This is a genomic window from Myxococcus sp. CA040A (assembly GCF_013336725.1).
Taxonomy (GTDB): Bacteria; Myxococcota; Myxococcia; order Myxococcales; family Myxococcaceae; genus Myxococcus; species Myxococcus llanfairpwllgwyngyllgogerychwyrndrobwllllantysiliogogogochensis.
The window spans coordinates 176,705-191,063 of the sequence record NZ_JABUMR010000001.1; the positions used below are offsets into that span (position 1 = coordinate 176,705).

At 69.5% G+C, this 14,359-nt stretch carries 13 protein-coding genes; 7 read left to right on the top strand and 6 right to left on the bottom strand.

What is annotated here, in order from left to right:
• The first annotated feature begins 75 nt into the window (after window positions 1-75).
• The 4 genes from HUA75_RS00740 to HUA75_RS00755 all read left to right on the top strand — a co-directional run bounded on the left by HUA75_RS00740 (window position 76) and on the right by HUA75_RS00755 (window position 4,287).
• The gene (locus HUA75_RS00740) at window positions 76-1,794 is read left to right on the top strand and encodes a hypothetical protein (RefSeq protein WP_174485281.1); all 1,719 of its coding nucleotides are present in this window, start codon (window positions 76-78) and stop codon (window positions 1,792-1,794) included.
• 78 nt (window positions 1,795-1,872) lie between these two features.
• Complete coding sequence (locus HUA75_RS00745) at window positions 1,873-2,658, top strand: fatty acid desaturase (RefSeq protein WP_174485282.1); 786 nt, start codon at window positions 1,873-1,875, stop codon at window positions 2,656-2,658.
• 6 nt (window positions 2,659-2,664) lie between these two features.
• Window positions 2,665-3,657 carry a protein-methionine-sulfoxide reductase catalytic subunit MsrP gene (gene msrP, locus HUA75_RS00750; protein ID WP_141648227.1) on the top strand — a complete coding sequence of 331 codons (993 nt, stop codon included), beginning with the start codon at window positions 2,665-2,667 and terminating at the stop codon, window positions 3,655-3,657.
• 3 nt (window positions 3,658-3,660) lie between these two features.
• The gene (locus tag HUA75_RS00755; RefSeq protein ID WP_174485283.1) at window positions 3,661-4,287 is read left to right on the top strand and encodes a sulfite oxidase heme-binding subunit YedZ; all 627 of its coding nucleotides are present in this window, start codon (window positions 3,661-3,663) and stop codon (window positions 4,285-4,287) included.
• Window positions 4,288-4,312: 25 nt separating this feature from the next.
• On the opposite strand, the gene HUA75_RS00760 is transcribed toward HUA75_RS00755, so the two are convergent.
• The 4 genes from HUA75_RS00760 to HUA75_RS00775 all read right to left on the bottom strand — a co-directional run bounded on the left by HUA75_RS00760 (window position 4,313) and on the right by HUA75_RS00775 (window position 10,314).
• The gene (locus HUA75_RS00760; protein WP_141648225.1) at window positions 4,313-4,795 is read right to left on the bottom strand and encodes a response regulator; all 483 of its coding nucleotides are present in this window, start codon (window positions 4,793-4,795) and stop codon (window positions 4,313-4,315) included.
• Between the two features lie 139 nt (window positions 4,796-4,934).
• Window positions 4,935-6,185, bottom strand: a complete 1,251-nt coding sequence (locus HUA75_RS00765; RefSeq protein WP_174485284.1) for a hypothetical protein — start codon at window positions 6,183-6,185, stop codon at window positions 4,935-4,937.
• Entirely contained in the window at window positions 6,182-8,698 is a 2,517-nt protein-coding gene (locus HUA75_RS00770; protein ID WP_371746026.1) for a TonB-dependent receptor domain-containing protein, read from the bottom strand. The genes HUA75_RS00765 and HUA75_RS00770 overlap by 4 nt, the downstream gene beginning before the upstream one ends.
• The gene (locus HUA75_RS00775; RefSeq protein ID WP_174457611.1) at window positions 8,698-10,314 is read right to left on the bottom strand and encodes a serine/threonine-protein kinase; all 1,617 of its coding nucleotides are present in this window, start codon (window positions 10,312-10,314) and stop codon (window positions 8,698-8,700) included. The genes HUA75_RS00770 and HUA75_RS00775 overlap by 1 nt, the downstream gene beginning before the upstream one ends.
• Window positions 10,315-10,617: 303 nt before the next feature.
• On the opposite strand from HUA75_RS00775, the gene HUA75_RS00780 reads away from it, so the two are divergent.
• Together HUA75_RS00780 and HUA75_RS00785 are read left to right on the top strand one after the other, a co-directional pair.
• Complete coding sequence (locus tag HUA75_RS00780; protein WP_174468734.1) at window positions 10,618-11,481, top strand: ABC transporter substrate-binding protein; 864 nt, start codon at window positions 10,618-10,620, stop codon at window positions 11,479-11,481.
• 128 nt (window positions 11,482-11,609) lie between these two features.
• Window positions 11,610-12,059, top strand: coding sequence for an OsmC family protein (locus HUA75_RS00785; RefSeq protein ID WP_174457609.1), 450 nt, complete (start codon window positions 11,610-11,612; stop codon window positions 12,057-12,059).
• Window positions 12,060-12,096: 37 nt separating this feature from the next.
• Here HUA75_RS00785 and HUA75_RS00790 read toward each other — a convergent pair whose 3' ends face one another.
• Entirely contained in the window at window positions 12,097-12,567 is a 471-nt protein-coding gene (locus tag HUA75_RS00790; RefSeq protein ID WP_141648220.1) for a helix-turn-helix domain-containing protein, read from the bottom strand.
• Between the two features lie 76 nt (window positions 12,568-12,643).
• Between HUA75_RS00790 and HUA75_RS00795 the strand changes: the two genes are divergently transcribed.
• The gene (locus HUA75_RS00795; RefSeq protein ID WP_174485285.1) at window positions 12,644-13,906 is read left to right on the top strand and encodes an MFS transporter; all 1,263 of its coding nucleotides are present in this window, start codon (window positions 12,644-12,646) and stop codon (window positions 13,904-13,906) included.
• 81 nt (window positions 13,907-13,987) lie between these two features.
• On the opposite strand, the gene HUA75_RS00800 is transcribed toward HUA75_RS00795, so the two are convergent.
• Window positions 13,988-14,347, bottom strand: a complete 360-nt coding sequence (locus HUA75_RS00800) for a DUF3703 domain-containing protein (protein WP_174485286.1) — start codon at window positions 14,345-14,347, stop codon at window positions 13,988-13,990.
• Window positions 14,348-14,359: the final 12 nt, after the last annotated feature.

A 14,359-nucleotide genomic window follows, 5' to 3' on the forward strand; every position in this document is an offset into this window, starting at 1 on the left:
TGGTTGAAATGTTCTGACGTACACGGGGGCGACGCATTGTTGGGAGGGCGGGCGGGGTTGGAGTAGGGAAGAGCCATGAACCGAACCCTCCTGTCCCTGCTCGGGGCGGTGCTGCTGTCCGGCTCCGCTGTCGCCGAGGAGAAAGCCCCCACCTCGTTCCCCGACGCCGCGGAGCTGCAGCGGCTCACCGCGCGCTTCGCTCCGGTGGAGCTGCGGGTGGACCTGAAGGCCCTGCCCGACAACGAGCGCCGCGCGCTGGGCCGCATCGTCCAGGCCTCGCAGTTGATGGACGCGCTGTTCCTGCGCCAGCGCTGGGCGGGCAGCGAGACGGTGCTGCTGAATCTCTTGAGGGATGAGTCGCCCCTGGGCCGCGCGCGCCTGCACGCGTTCCTGTTGGACAAGGGCCCGTGGAACAGCCTCGACGAGGGGCGGCCCTTCCTGCCCGGTGTGCCCCCGAAGCCGGAGGCCGGCAACTTCTACCCGGCCGGCTCCACCAAGGCGGAAGTCGAGGCCTGGATAAAGGCGCTGCCCGAGGCGCAGCAGAAGGAGGCCACCGGCTTCTACACCACCATCCGCAAGGGCACCGACGGCAAGTTCATCACCGTGCCGTACAGCGTGGAGTACCAGGGCGAGCTGGCGCTGGCCGCTTCCCTGTTCCGCGAGGCCGCCGCGCTGACGAAGCAGCCCACGCTCAAGGCGTTCCTCACCTCGCGCGCGGACGCGTTCCTGTCCAACGACTACTACGCCAGCGAAGTCGCGTGGATGAAGCTGGACGCGAGCATCGAGCCCACCGTCGGACCCTACGAGGTCTACGAGGATGGCTGGTTCAACTACAAGGCCGCCTTCGAGGCGTTCGTCGGCCTGCGCGACGAAGCGGAGACGGGCAAGCTGTCCAAGTTCAGCGACCACCTCCAGGAATTGGAGAGCAACCTCCCCATCGACCCGAAGCTGCGCAACCCGAAGCTGGGCGCGCTGGCCCCCATCCGCGTCGTCAACAGCCTCTTCTCCTCGGGTGACGCCAACCGCGGCGTGCAGACGGCGGCGTACAACCTGCCCAACGACGAGCGCGTCACGGAGGCCATGGGCTCCAAGCGCGTCATGCTGAAGAACGTGCAGGAGGCCAAGTTCGAGCGCGTCCTGGTGCCCATCTCCAAGGTGGCGCTGTCCGCGAAGGACCAGAAGGACGTGGCCTTCGATGCCTTCTTCACGCACATCCTGATGCACGAGCTGATGCACGGCCTGGGGCCGCACAACATCACCGTGGGCGGCAAGGCGACGACGGTGCGGCAGGCGCTCCAGGTGGCCTCCAGCGCGCTCGAGGAGGCCAAGGCGGACATCTCCGGCCTGTGGGCGCTCCAGCGACTGATGGACACGGGGGTCATCGACAAGTCGATGGGCCGCACCATGTACACGACGTTCCTGGCCTCCGCGTTCCGCTCCATCCGCTTCGGCACGGACGAGGCGCACGGCAAGGGCGTGGCCCTCCAGCTCAATCACTTCCTCGACACCGGCGCGGTGAAGGTCAACGCGGATGGAACCTTCTCCGTGGTGCCGGAGAAGATGCGGCAGTCCGTCGCCTCCCTGACGAAGCAGCTGATGGAAATCCAGGGCAGGGGTGACCGGAAGGCCGCCGAGGCCCTGCTGGCGAAGATGGGCGTGGTGCGGCCTCCGGTGCGCAAGGTGCTGGAGCGCCTGAAGGACGTTCCGGTGGACATCGCGCCCCACTACGTCACGGCGGACGAACTCGTTCGCGAGGCCACCGCACCCGCGGCCGACGCCGGCGTGCGGAAGTAGCCACGGTCGCTGGTTCGCCCCCACGCGCGGTGCGTTTCCCGTGCGCGGCGGGCGGACCGGCCCCATGAGTCAGGAGAGATGGAGAACTCGGCCCGCTATCGCTCGGCCCCGCTTGGCCCCTGGGGCGTCCTCGTCGCGCTCGTCATCCTGGGCGCGTGGGGAACGCATCTGTCGTGGATGCTGTTGTCGCCCGAGCTGCCCTGGGACTCCCCGCTCACCTGGCTGCATGTCGCCTTGCAGGCATGGCTGTGCACCGGCCTGTTCATCACCGGCCATGACGCCATGCACGGCACGGTGGCCCGACAGTCCTGGGTGAACGAGACGGTGGGCACCGTCGCCTGCTTCCTCTTCGCCGGCCTGTCGTACCGCCGACTGGTGCTCAACCACCACGCCCACCACGAGCAGCCCACGGGCGACGCGGACCCGGACTTCTCCACCCGCACCCAGTCCTTCTGGCCGTGGCTGGGGACGTTCATGGCCCGCTACACCACGCTCCCGCAGCTGGGGGTGATGGCGGCCAAGTTCAACATCTTCGTCTTCATGGGAGTCTCCCAGCCGCGCATCCTCGCGTTCTGGGTGCTGCCCGCCGTGCTGGGCACGCTGCAGCTCTTCTACTTCGGCACCTACCAGCCGCACCGGCGCCCGGAGACGCCGGACATGGCGCCCCATCACGCGCGCACCCTGCCGCGCAACCACCTGTGGGCCATGCTGTCCTGCTTCTTCTTCGGCTACCACTGGGAGCACCACCAGTCCCCTGGCACGCCCTGGTGGCGACTGTGGCGGGTCAAGGACGCCCGCGCCGACGCGTCGCGCGCCGCCTCCGCCGCCCGCGATGTAACCGCCGGACGGGTGGGCCCGTTATAAAGGGGCATGAGCGACAAGCCGCCCGTGGAGCCGCCCGGCTCCGAAGTCACCCCTGAACCGCTCTACCTCCGCCGCCGCGAGCTCCTGAAGAACGCGGGCCTGTTCGCCGGCACCGCCGCCGCCGTCGCGGGGGGCCTGTACCTCCTGAGCGGCAAGCAGCGCCGCGCCATGGACGCCTATGTCCCGGACGCGGGGCAGGTGACGGGGCCCGTGGCGAAGGCGACGGGCGTCTTCGACACGGACGAGCCGCGCACGCCGTACGAGGACGTCACCACGTACAACAACTTCTACGAGCTGGGGCTCGACAAGAACGACCCGGCCCGGCTCGCGCACCTGCTCAAGCCCCGGCCGTGGACCGTCACGCTCGACGGCGAGGTGCACGAGCCCCAGACGGTGGACATCGACCAGCTGCTCTCCTGGTTCTCCATGGAGGAGCGCGTCTACCGGATGCGCTGCGTGGAGGCCTGGTCCATGGTGATTCCGTGGCTGGGCTTCCCGCTGGCCGCGCTGCTCGCCCGGGTGAAGCCCACCAGTCACGCGCGCTACGTGTCCTTCACCACGCTGATGGACCCGGAGCAGCTCCCCGGCCAGACGCGCCCGGTGCTGGACTGGCCCTACGTGGAAGGGCTGCGGCTGGACGAGGCCCTGCACCCGCTCACCTTCATGGCCATGGGCCTGTACGGCCGGCAGCTCCCCGCGCAGAACGGCGCGCCGCTGCGGCTCGTCGTCCCGTGGAAGTATGGCTTCAAGGGCATCAAGTCCATCGTCCGCATCAGCCTCACGCGCGAGCAGCCCTTCACCACGTGGAACCTCGCGGGGCCGGAGGAGTACGGCTTCTACGCCAACGTGAACCCCGCCGTGGCGCACCCGCGCTGGAGTCAGGCCACCGAGCGGCGCATCGGCGAGGGCTTCGAGCGCCGCCCCACGCTGCCCTTCAACGGCTACGCCGAGCAGGTGGCCCACCTCTACACGGGGTTGGACCTGCGGAAGAACTACTGAGCCATGGCCTCGCCTCCGCATCCGTGGCTCAACCCCGCGCTCGCCGTGGGCGGCCTCGCGCCCCTGGCGCTCCTCGCCGTGCAGGGGCCTCAAGGCGCGCTGGGGCCCAACGCGGTGGAGACGGCGCTCAACCAGACGGGGCTGCTCGCGCTGGTGCTGCTGCTGGCGTCGCTTTCATGCACGCCCGTGCGAATCGTCACCGGGTGGACGTGGCCCGCGCGCATCCGCCGCACGCTGGGCCTGTTGGCCTTCACGTATGCGTGCGCGCACTTCCTCACGTACCTGGTGCTGGACCAGGGCCTGTCACTGAAGGCGCTGCTGGAGGACCTGGTGAAGCGCCCCTTCATCACCGTGGGCTTCACCGCGCTGGTGTTGCTGGTGCCGCTGGCCGTCACCTCCACGAACCGTTGGGTGCGCCGGCTGGGCTTTCCCCGGTGGCAGCGGCTTCACCGGCTGGCCTACGTGGCCGCGGTGTTGGGCGTGGTGCACTTCGTGTGGCGGGTGAAGCAGGACGTCACCGAGCCGCTCGTCTACGGCGCGGTGCTGGCGCTGCTGTTCGCGGTGCGCGTGGGAGAGGCGATGCGAAAACGCCGGGCCCGCACCGCTTCGGCGGCCCGGAACCCGGCGTGAGTGACGGCGCGAGCCGCTTGGGGGACTACTTGCGCGGCAGCGGGAGGATGGTGTCCACCAGCGTCATGAGCTGTGCGCAGCTCACCGGCTTGCGGACGAAGGCGCTGATGCCGGCCTTCTGACCCAGGGCGCGGACCTCCGCCACGTTCGGGTCTCCCGTCATCATCAGGATGGGGACCTTGGCCAGCTTGGGGTTGGCGTTGGCGCGAATCTGCGCCGCGAAGTCGGCGCCGTTCATCCCGTCCATGTGGAAGTCGGTCAGGATGAGGTCGATGGTCTCCGCCTCGGCGACCTTCAGTCCCTCTTCGGCGGACTCCGCCTCCAGGAACTCGAAGTTGCGGGCCATCAGGTAGATTTTCAGCAGCGTCCGGATGGAGCGGCTGTCATCCACCAGCAGGACACGCTGGGGCACCGCGCCCGCGGTGGTCCGGCCTCCCAGAGGGCGCGCCGGGTCCGTCGTGGTGCGGTTGGGTACGGGCTCTGGGGAGGGGAGGGTGCCGGCCTTCATCGGATCATCAACCTCTGGTGGGGCTGTCCCCCTGGAGACCCAATCATGTTGACGGAAGGACATGCCGAAGTCAAAGCACCGTCCTTCCTCTCGTTTTTCGAGCGTGGGGCGTCCCATACCCCACTTGACGAAGCGGGAATCAGGGGGCCTCGAGCACGAACGCCTGGCTCTCCACCCCGGTCAACCCGATGCCCGTGGCAATCGCGGGCGCCAGCTCGTTGGGCACGCGCCACGTCTGCCCGGTGGATTGGATCAGCACCACTGAGTAACGCCCCTTCGGCAGTCCCTCCAACCGCGCGGGAGCGGCCGGGTCCCGAGCATCCAGGGCGACCGCCTGCACGCCGATGTGCAGCTCCGCCACGGGGACGGGCGTCATGCGCGGGTTTCCAGCCTCATCCGTGAGCGCCGGGTAGAGCGCGTCCGGCACGAGCGCCGCCGCCAGCACCACCAGGTCCGGCTGACCATCGCGGGTGCCGTCGGCGTGCGGATAGTCGGTGCCATTCGCATCGAGGATGCCGTTGCGGTCCAGGTCGTTGTCCTCGAGCAACCCGGGGGAGTCCGCCAGCTTGCGCACGACGACGCGCGGCCAGAGGTCGCCGAATCCGTCGCGGTTGGCGTCATCCGGGACGCCGTCGCGGTTGGCGTCCACGTAGCTGACGAGGAACGCCTTGGGGCGCTGCTCCACCGCGCCGCCCTCGATGTTCTGGGGCACCAGGCGCAGCACCTTGGGCGGCCCGCCCGCGGTGAGCACGGCGTCTCCGCCGACGATGACGCTGGCCTGGAACGCGGGCCGGTCCACCGGCACCTGCGCGCTCGCCTGGGAGAAGCTCACCGTGACGTTGGTGAGGGGCAGGGGATGGCCCTCCTGGTCCACGGCGACCTCCAGCGTCAGGGGGATGCCAGTGGTGGGGTCCACGGCGGCGCCGCCGACGTCACCCTGGTTGGGCTCGCTGGTGACGCCGTACCAGGGATTGAAATCGGAGCGGTGGCAGGGCGCCGCGCCGGAGCGGCAGGAGTCCACGTCGATGAAGCCGCGCAGCGTGTAGCGCCCCGCCGCGACGAGGCTGAGCGAGAACGGCGCGGTGAAGGGGCCGGGCGCGTCGGTGCCGAGCGCCGGGCCGAAGAGCTGCTCGGCCGGAACGACGGTGAAGGCGATGGGGCGGCCGGTGCCCTGCGGCGGCGGTGGCCGGTCCGCGTCGTAGATGAACACCACCGCGTTGCCCCGCGAGCGCGACTGCACGACGAGGCTGCCCTCGATGCGGGCGGTGTGGATGTTCTGCCGTCCGTCCGCGGTGGGGACCACCGTGGGGGACTCGCAGCCCGCGACGAGCAGGGACGCGGCGAGGACGCCTCCCAGCGACTGCTTCCAGGAAGGGAGGGTGCGGCTCATGGAGTCACCGTCAGCGTCGCGTAGACGCGCCGCTCGATGCGGTTGCCGAAAGGATGTTGGGAGTGAGCGGAGCCGAGCTGGCTGCCCACCAGCGCGACATCCACCGTGTTCTTCACCGCCGCGTAGCCGACGCGCGCGTTGATGACGGCGTAGGCGCCCAGCGGGTTGGACAAGAGCTCGATGCGGGTGGGGTCCGACGCGGCGGGCTCGCGCTCAATCCACGTGGTGGACGAGGTGTAGGCCACGTCCACGCCGAACTCCAGGTCCGCCTTGGTGCGGTAGGTGACGCCACCGTACAGCTTGAGCTGCGGCGCCTGGCTGCACGGCCCACACGCCTCCTTCTCCTCCAGGTCCGACGTCACGTTCTGGAAGGCGGCGCTCGCCTTGATGCCCAGGCCGTCCACGGGGGCCAGGGTGAGGCCCGCTTCCACGCCGCGCGCGGTGTAGATGGAGTCCTCGTTGACGAAGCGCGAGCGGCCGATGAGGTAGTTGCCCGAGGCCGCGTCATACGACTCGCCGGCGGGCAGCCGCTCGAAGGCGGACAGGCCGATGAGGTCCTTCACCCGGTTCTGGTAGAGGGCCACATCCCAGTCCATGCCCAGCTCCGCGGACTCGCCGCGCCAGCCCAGCTCGAAGGCGGTGAGGCGCTCGGGGCGCAGCGCGGTGTTGCCGGTGGTGAGCGCGCTGGCGCCGTTGACGCCCTGCACGGGAACGAGGAGGCGCGTGTAGCTCTCCAGGAACGTCGGCTCACGGAAGGCGGAGGCCGCGCTGATGCGGAACGCGTGGCCTTCAATCGGGATGAACAGCGCGGAGATGCGCGGCGAGTGCGCGAGGCCCGGCGTCCCCGCGTCCAGCAGCGGGTGCCGGTCCACGCGGTAGCTTGCGACCAGGCGCAGGGGCTCGGCCAGCCGCCACTCGTCCTGCACGAAGGCCGCGGCGTGAATCTCCTCGCGCAGCGGGCCCAGGTAGTCCCAGCCCACGCGCTTGAGGCGCCCCTCGACGCCCACGTTGAGCTGATGCTCGCCGCCCAGATAGAAGGCGCGCGCGAAGAGCAGCTCGGCGTTGAAGAGGTTGGAGCTGATGTCCGTGCCCAGCGAGCGCTGTCCAATGGGCTCGTACTGGGGGCCTGCGCTGCCGGAGATGTGGTTCCAGAACGTCTTGAGCTTGAGGGGCCCCAGCTCCACGTCGCCCTTGGCGTAGGCGCCCAGGCCGTCCATGAAGTAGTTGCGCAAGAGGCCCAGCGGATAGATTTCCGTGGTGTAGCGGTGCACGCCGCCGGACAGGCCCACCTGCTTGTCGTCCGCGAAGGTGTAGACGGCGGACAGGGTGGCGCGCGCGCCGCGCATGCCGATGTCCGGGTCCGGGTCCCTGAGCACGATGTCCGGACGGTTGCTGGCGTAGTCGCGGCTCCACTTGTCCGCCTGCGAGTACGCCACCGACGTGCGGTAGCGCAGCGCGCCCGTGTTGCCGTGGCTGAGGAACGAGCCCGCCACGCTGTTGCCGGTGCCGGCCGTGACGTTGAAGCGCGCGCGGGGGCCGGAGCCCGGGGGCTGGGTGATGATGTTGATGACGCCCAACATGGCGTTGGCGCCGTACAGCGCGCTGCCCGGGCCGCGGATGACCTCGATGCGCTCGATTTCGTCCAGGCCGATGGGGATGGTGGACCAGAGCGTCAGGCCGAGGAAGTCCTGGTACTCGGTGCGGCCGTCCACCAGCACGAGCACCTTGTTGGCGATGCGCTGGTTGAAGCCGCGCAGCGACACGTTGGCGCTGCCGATGCCCAGCGACATCACGTCCGCGCCAGGCACCCGCCGCAACAGCTCCGGCAGGCTGGTGGCGCCGGACAGGCGGATGTCCTCGGCGGTGATGACCGTCGTGGCGTTGGGCGCCTCCAGCGAGGACTGGGCGCGGCGGCTCGCCGTCACCACGCGCTCCTCGTAGGGCACCGCGCCGTCATCGCCGCTCGCCGCCTCCGTGAGGCCGGGCAGCGCGGACGGGACATATGTGGACGGCGTCGCGGTGCCCGGGCCCGTCGTGGGCATGGTCTCCGCGCGCTCAATCGCCTTCTCCAGCCGCTCCAGGAGCGCGCCCAACTGCTGCTGCGACTGGATGCTGGCGGGCGGGGGCGGCATGGGCAGCGCGGAGTTGTCCTCCGGCTGCGCCGCGGCCTGGCTCGCGCGCTGCTTCTCCTCGAGCGCGGCGATGGTGGCCTCCACGGAGGCCGCGTCCGCCGGACTGCTGGTGACGTAGCGCTTGTAGGCGTCGAGCGCCTCCGCCGTCCGGCCCGCGTCCTGGTACGCGCGGGCGATGTTGTAGAGGACGTTGGGGTGCGGCTTGATGGCGTAGGCCTGCTCCAGCTCGGCGATGCCCTCGTCGTATTCCTTCTTGCCGATGAGGCTCATGCCGCTGCGGAAGTGGCGACGCGCTTCGAGACGTGCGTCCGCCAGGACCTGCGTCGCGCACAGACACAGCGCGAGCAGGCCCACTCGTTGAAGGGCTTTGTAGTGTCTCACTAGTACGGGTTGTCCTTGAATTTGTCGTTCGAGTCAGAAGCCCGCGGGGGACGGGGAGGACTCGACTTCTTCTTGAGCTTTTGGGTGACGAGCTGCTTGGTACCGGAGCCCGTGGCGGTGATGGTGACGGGCTGATAGCCGTCCATCGTGAAGGTCAGCACCGCGCTGGCGCTGCCATCATCGTCCAGGGGCACCTTGAGGTTCAGGGGCGTTTCGCCATGGTCCTTGCCGCGGTAGCGCACGCGGGCGCCGCTGGGCTCGCTGGTGATTTCGAAGCGCACCGTGGGGCCGTTGCCGGGCACGAGCGGCGCCAGCGCCAGCTCATCATCCGCGGCGCCCAGGGCGGCCGTCGCCGGGGAGTTCGCGGCGGCGGCCGGCTGGGTGGGGACGGCCGGGGGCTGCGTCGGGTTGGCGGGCGCCGTCGCGGTGATGGGGGGCGAGGCCAGGGGCTTGGGCATCGGCGTGGAGGGGCGCAGCGCGAACGCCAGCGCGACGGCGCCGCCCAGCAGCAGCGAGCCGCCGAAGATGGCGAGCGGCACCATGCTCTTGCCGGGCTTCGCGGGTGGCTCCTCGACGGCGATGTCCAGCGCCATGGTGCTGGGGCCGGAGCCGGCGCCAGGCGCGCTGATGGGGCCGCTGCGAGGTCCGCTGCCGACGCCCGTCAGGCGGGGGCCGCTGAAGACGCCGCTGACGCCGACGGCGTGCGCGACTCGGCGCATGGCCTCCAGCACCTCGTCCATGGACTGGTAGCGCTCCACGGGGAGCTTGGCCAGGCACTTCATCACCAGCGCCTCGACCTCGGCGGGCACGGCGTGGCCGGGCCAGATGGCGCCGAAGGGCGGCGGCGGCTCGTTGATGTGCTTGACGATGACGTCGATGCTCTGCGCGGCGAGGAAGGGCGGCTGGCCCATCAGCATCTGATAGAGCACCACGCCCATGCTGTACACGTCGCTGCGCGGGTCGGCGATGTTGCGCGCCTGCTCCGGCGCCATGTACTGCGGCGAGCCGAGGATGATGCCCGCCTGCGTGAGCGACGTGTCCTGCTGCGCCTCACTCTCGCCGATGAAGGACTTCACCAGGCCGAAGTCGAGCACCTTGACGATGTCGTGGTCCGTCTCCTGGTTGAGGACCATGACGTTGGCGGGCTTGAGGTCGCGGTGGATGAGGCCGACCTTGTGCGCCTCGCGCAGCGAGCGGGCGATCTGCTGCGTGATGTTGAGCGCGCGCGCCCACGGAATCGGTCCCATCTGCGTGAGCAACTGGCTGAGCGTGAGCCCATCCAGGTACTCCATCGCGATGTAGTAGATGCCGTCGTCCGTCTTGCCGTAGTCGATGACGGTGACGGTGTTCGGATGGCGCAGCTTCGCGGTGACGCTGGCCTCCAGGAAGAAGCGCTTCTGGAAGCCCGGGTCCTTGCCCTCGTCGTTGTAGTGAGGGTTGAGGACCTTCAGCGCGACCAGTCGGTCCAGTGGCGCCTGCATGGCCTTGTAGACGCGGCCCATGCCACCGGCACCCAGGGTCTCCAGGATGCGGAAGCGCTCATTGAGGACCCGTCCAAGAAGCGGGTCCACCAGCTCGGGTGGGGCGCCATTCGTCGGGGCGTTGCTTTCGATCATGTCTGCCCCCACCGACCGGGAAGGCACACGACGCTCCGGTCGAACATGCGCTGGAATGCTAACACCGCAATCGTCCACTCCCCAAGCGACCTGCCAGGTTGGCGCAGTGCATCAAACGCCGAGAAACCGGCCTGGGCGCGCCAAAGTCCAGCACCGGACATCGTTTGATACGAGGCGTGTGTCAGCTGGGACGGCTGGACTGGCACGGCGAGCGACTGGGAGTGCGAGGGCCACGAATCCGAGCAGGCGTGGGGGCGTCTCAAGGGAGCGGCCGAGCGAGGTGGAGCGCGTTAGGGTGGCGTCATGAGCGTCCACCTGACCGAGTTGCTTTCTTCCGCGCCGCCCTACCCGAGGCGGGTGGTGTGCATGACGGAGGAGACGACGGAGGTGCTCTACCGGATTGGCGCGGGGGAGCTGGTGGTGGGCGTGTCGGGCTTCACGGTGCGCCCGCCCGAGGCGCGCAAGAAGCCCCGGGTGTCGTCGTTCCTGGACGCGAACTTCGAGCGGATTCTCGAGCTGAAGCCGGATCTGGTGCTGGGGTTCTCCGACCTGCAGGCGGACCTGGGCCGTGAGCTGTGCAAGCGCGGCGTGCCCGTGTACCTGTTCAACCAGCGCTCGCTCGCGGAGATACTGCAGACGGTGCGGGTGACGGGGGCGCTGGTGGGGCGCGCGGAGGCGGCGGAGAAGCTGGCCGCCGAGCTGACGGCGAACCTCACGCGACACGCGGAGGCGGCGCAGAAGCTGCCTCGACGGCCGCGCATCTTCTTCGAGGAGTGGCACGAGCCGCTCATCTCCGGCATCCGCTGGTGCTCGGAACTGGTGGAGCTGGTGGGCGGCGAGGACATCTGCCGCGAGTCGCGGGCGTCGCAAGGCGCGAAGGGCCGCATCTTCGAGCCGGAAGAGGTGGCGCGGCGCAACCCGGACGGCGTCATCGCGAGCTGGTGTGGACGCAAGGCGAAGCGGGACAAGATCGCCGCGCGGCCGGGCTGGTCCCAGGTGCGCGCGGTGCTGGATGACCAGCTCTACGAGGTGAAGAGCAGCCTCATCCTCCAGCCGGGGCCGGCGGCGCTGTCGGACGGCGTGGAGCGTCTGGCGCGCATCGTCGCGGCCGTGGCCCGGGGCGAGAAGCTGCCCGTGCCGAAGGGCGCGGACCTGCGCGGAGCGTGAGTCGCGGGCTCGGACCTGTCGTGACGAAGCGCTCCCTCGATGGAGGGAGTGACACGCGGAAGGCGCCTTCGCGCCGACGTCGAGCGCCTATGCTGGATGCCACAGGACACGCGACTCGGAGGTGTGACGTGGAAGGGTTTCCGCTGCGGCTCAAGTGGCAGGGTTCAACCGCGGGCGAGTACAGCCGCGATGCGGTGGCTGGCACGGACGGCAAGCCGGACCTGCTCGTGAGCTCGGGTACGAATTACGGAGGCAATGACGCGCGCTGGAATCCGGAGGACCTGTTGGGCGCGTCGGTGGCGCAGTGCCACCTGCTCACGTTCCTCGCGCTGGCGAAGAAGCTGCGGCTGGACGTGCGCTCCTACGAGGACCAGGTGACGGTGTTCCTGGACACGGTGGAGAAGGTGAAGCGCGTGAACAAGGTGCGGCTCGCGCCGCTCATCCGCGTGGCGCCCGGCACGGACGTGGAGAAGGTGCGTGAGATGTTCGTGAAGGCGCACAAGTACTGCTTCATCGGGCAGAGCATCACCGCCGAGGTGGTGATGGAGCCGACCATCGAAGTGCAGTCGGAGGGGTAGGGCGTGTCGCGGGCCGTGGCTCCGAAAGGGCCACGGCTCACCGCTTCGCGCGAGGCTTCTTCTCCGCGACCTTCTTCACGACGGTCTCGGTCGACGTCACGGGGCGGCCACTCTCCGAGCGAACTTCCAAGGCGCGCACCGGTCGCCCCTGCTCCGTGTCCACCAGGACGGAGTGGGCCTCGTCCGGCTGGAAGCAGTGGTGTTCACCCCACTGCCTCAGTCCGACGAGCACCTGGAACAGGTCCCGCCCCTTCCGCGTCAGGACGTACTCGTGGAACGCGCTGCCATCCGAGGCGGGAACGACCTCCAGGATGCCGTGCGTGACGAGGTGGCGCAGCCGGGTGGAGAGGATGTTCTTCGCCATGCCCAGGCTCTTCTGGAACTCGCCGAACCGGCGCACGCCGTCGAACGCGTCGCGGATGACCAGCAGCGACCACTCGTCGCCGATGATGTCCACGGACCGCTCGACAGGGCACTCCGCCCGACTGGGAGGCTTCTTCTTCGCCATGTCGGGTTGAAATATCAAAACCCCGTCGCTAATTCCGGGTGGTTTCATTTTGAAACCATATTGCGGCGGGTGGTTCATGCGGAGTGGGGCGGAGGCGCGGAGCGCCGAGGGTGGAGACGTGCGCCCGGTGGAGGAGGTGGCTGCTCGGTCGGAGGGTGACGCCGCGCCGCCGTTGTCGCGTGCCGTGATGGCGTTGTTCGCGGTGGCATGCGGGTTGGCGGTCGCCAACGTCTATTTCGCCCAGCCGTTGTTGGATTCGATGGCGCGGGACCTGGGGTTGCGTCCGGCCCTGGTGGGCATCGTGGTGACTGTCACGCAGGTGGGGTACGGCCTGGGGTTGTTGCTGGTGGTGCCGCTGGGAGACCTGGTGGAGCGTCGCCGGCTCGTCGCGGTGCAGATGTCCTTGTCCGTGTTGGCGCTCGTCGTCGTGGGACTCGCGCCCACGGGGGCGGTGTTGCTCACGGGGCTGGCGGTGGTGGGCCTGCTCGCGGTCGTCATCCAGGTGCTGGTGGCCTTCGCCGCGACGCTGGCCGCCCCCGCCGAGCGAGGCCGCGTCGTCGGGCTGGTGACGAGCGGTGTGGTGATTGGCATCCTCATGGCGCGCACCGTGGCGGGGTTCCTGTCGGACCTCGCGGGCTGGCGTTCGGTCTATCTGGTCTCGGCGGGGGCCACGCTGTTGCTCGTCGTCGCGCTGGTCCGTGTCCTGCCGCGCGAGCGCGTGAGCACGCACCTGTCCTATTCGGCGCTGCTGCGCTCGGTGTTCACGTTGTTCGTGGAGGAGCCCGTCTTGCGCGCGCGGGCGGTGCTCGCGCTGTTGATGTTCGCCTCGTTCAGCACCTTGTGGACGCCGATGGTGTTGCTGCTCGGAGCGCCTCCGTTCTCGCTCTCGCATTCGCAGGTCGGCCTGTTCGGCCTCGTGGGCGTGGCGGGCGCGCTGGGGGCGTCACGGGCGGGGCGGCTGGCCGACCGGGGCTGGGGGAACTGGACCACCAGCGTCGGACTCGTCGTCTTGCTGGTCTCGTGGTGGCCCGTCTCGCTGGCGCCGAAGTCACTGTGGGCGCTGGGCGTGGGCATCGTCGCCCTGGACCTCGCCATCCAGGCCTTGCATGTCACCAACCAGAGCGAGCTGTACGCCGTACGTCCGGAGGCGCGCAGTCGGCTGGTGGCCGGCTACATGGTCTTCTATTCCATCGGCAGTGGCGCCGGGTCCATCACCTCGACCCTGGTGTTCGCGCACGCGGGTTGGAGCGGCGTGTGCGTCCAGGGCGCGGCCATCGCCGCCGTGGCCCTGCTGTTCTGGGGGCTCACACGCTTCAGGGCGAAGGAGCCTGCTCGCTGAACCGGTGCCCCGCGCCTGGGGCGTCCCGCGTCTGTCACCTCGCGGTGGAGGCCGATGGTTCGTTCGCGGGGCACGTTCACCTCACGGGGCGGGAGGCGCTTCGTGACGCAGCATGACTTGGAGGTCCTCCTGAATGGGCAGGGGCGTGAAGATGCCCACGTTCGAGCCCCCGGTGTTTCCCAGCGGCGCGCGTCCGAGCCAGGACCCGGGCGCGGCGAGCAACAAGCGGGGGAGTTGTCCGAACAGCTCCCGGACGTCACCGTGCCGCCAGGCCCAGACGAACATGGCGCCATGCACCTGGAGGTGAGGCCATGCATGGGCCTGGCTCAGGACATGGGCACGTTCCAGGAAGTGCCACGCCGCCTGGAAGTCGCCCCGGGTCTGGGACTCGGAGGCGCTTTGGAGTTCGTGGTCGAAATGGGCTCGGAGGGTGGGGTGCATGGGGAGCTGGCG